Here is a 1,546-nt window from a genome sequence, read left to right as displayed (position 1 = left end):
TTTGGTGATCAATCAATTTAAGAACAAGCAAAAAATAGATATCAATGCAACCGATGTAAAACGTATTAACAACATATTGGTAAAAGAATATATCAATGAATACAATGGCTATGTAGCTTAATAGGAAAAGTGCTTGTCGCAAAATATGCGACAACCATTCGATAGCTAGTGTTCAATAAAAAAAATATAGAAAAAAGAGCAAGAGTTAGTTGAATCAATACAGCTACTAAATTTAAAGAGGATGGAAAATAAAATTGACATATTTAAATCTACTGACGGTATTGAGGTTCAAGTAAAATTAGAACAAGATACTGTTTGGCTTGATGCGCATCTAATTGCAAAACTATTTGGTGTACAAAGACCAGCTATTGTAAAACATGTAGGTAATATATATAAATCTAAAGAGTTAAAGGAAAAGTCAACCTGTTCCAAAATGGAACAGGTTGCTTTGGACGGAAAACTTCGTAAGATGAAATTGTATAATTTAGATATGATTATTTCAGTTGGATATCGAGTAAATTCATCGCGTGCTACTCAATTTAGAATATGGGCAAATAGTATTTTAAAAGACTATTTAGTAAAAGGCTATGCCATTAATCAAAAACGTTTAGAACAAAAAGAACAAGAAGTACGTGTTTTAAAAGATGGTATTCAAATTTTAAGTAGAGCCATAGAGGACAAAACAGAAGACAACCAATGGTTAACAATATTTGCCAAAGGCTTAAGCTTGTTAGATGATTATGATCATGAAGAATTAGATGCAAAGGGAATATCTACAAAAGAAGCTGAATACCCAACTTTAGAAGAGTACCAACAAATTATCAAACAAATGCTAACGGAGTTTGATTCTGATGTATTTGGAAAAGAAAAAGATCAAAGTTTTCAAAGTTCTGTAGCGCAAATAGCAAAAGGATTTGGAACAGATGATTTTTACAACACATTAGAAGAAAAAGCCGCAATGCTATTGTATCTGGTAGTAAAAAACCATTCTTTTGTTGATGGAAATAAACGCATAGCAGCTGCTTGTTTTCTGAAATTCATACACCAGATTCATCACGTTATTTTTATGCGGAAGGTTATGATGAAATTCAATTAAAAGACCAAAAACAAAAACAGCTCTCTAAAGAATTTGTTAGAGAATGGTTGATAGAAAATAGGTTTCAAGGGAAGGAAGGACAGCAAATACCTGAAATCACAGATGAGAAGATAGAAGAGATCTCGAATCGTTATATTGAATTGTATGAACAGATCACAGGAGAACAGTTTGTAAAAGCTGATGTATCTGATGTCTTGACAAGGATAGAGAAAAATGTAACTGCTTATTTAAGTTAAGAAAAGTAGTTGTTTAGAAAACAGAAAAAGGGACTGCATTATTATGCAGTTCCTTTTTTTTGTTATTTGCTGTCGTTTTTCAGTAAATTAGTTCGTTTCCGATCTTCGAATTTTCTTCCGAAATGTAGGATTTCAATTGTCTTATTGTTCTTTTTAGTTTGAAGGATAGATTTCTCTAGCAAAAGTTCCTGGTAAAATCGCTTAATGGTTAGAA

At 31.4% G+C, this 1,546-nt stretch carries 1 protein-coding gene and 1 pseudogene; both read left to right on the top strand.

Going from position 1 to position 1,546, the window contains the following annotated elements:
• Positions 1–241: 241 nt before the first annotated feature.
• The gene (gene rhuM, locus FGM02_RS11695; RefSeq protein WP_139958568.1) at positions 242–1,096 is read left to right on the top strand and encodes a virulence protein RhuM/Fic/DOC family protein; all 855 of its coding nucleotides are present in this window, start codon (positions 242–244) and stop codon (positions 1,094–1,096) included.
• Positions 1,024–1,332, top strand: a pseudogene (locus FGM02_RS11690) (phosphoribosylaminoimidazolesuccinocarboxamide synthase); the annotation flags it as partial. The gene rhuM and the pseudogene FGM02_RS11690, both read left to right, overlap by 73 nt.
• Positions 1,333–1,546: the final 214 nt, after the last annotated feature.

Origin of the sequence: Flavicella sediminum (assembly GCF_006381105.1) — a bacterium.
Classification (GTDB): domain Bacteria; phylum Bacteroidota; class Bacteroidia; order Flavobacteriales; family Flavobacteriaceae; genus Flavicella; species Flavicella sediminum.
Note: the sequence above shows the minus strand (reverse complement) of the source record. Positions and strands in the feature narration are given on the sequence as shown.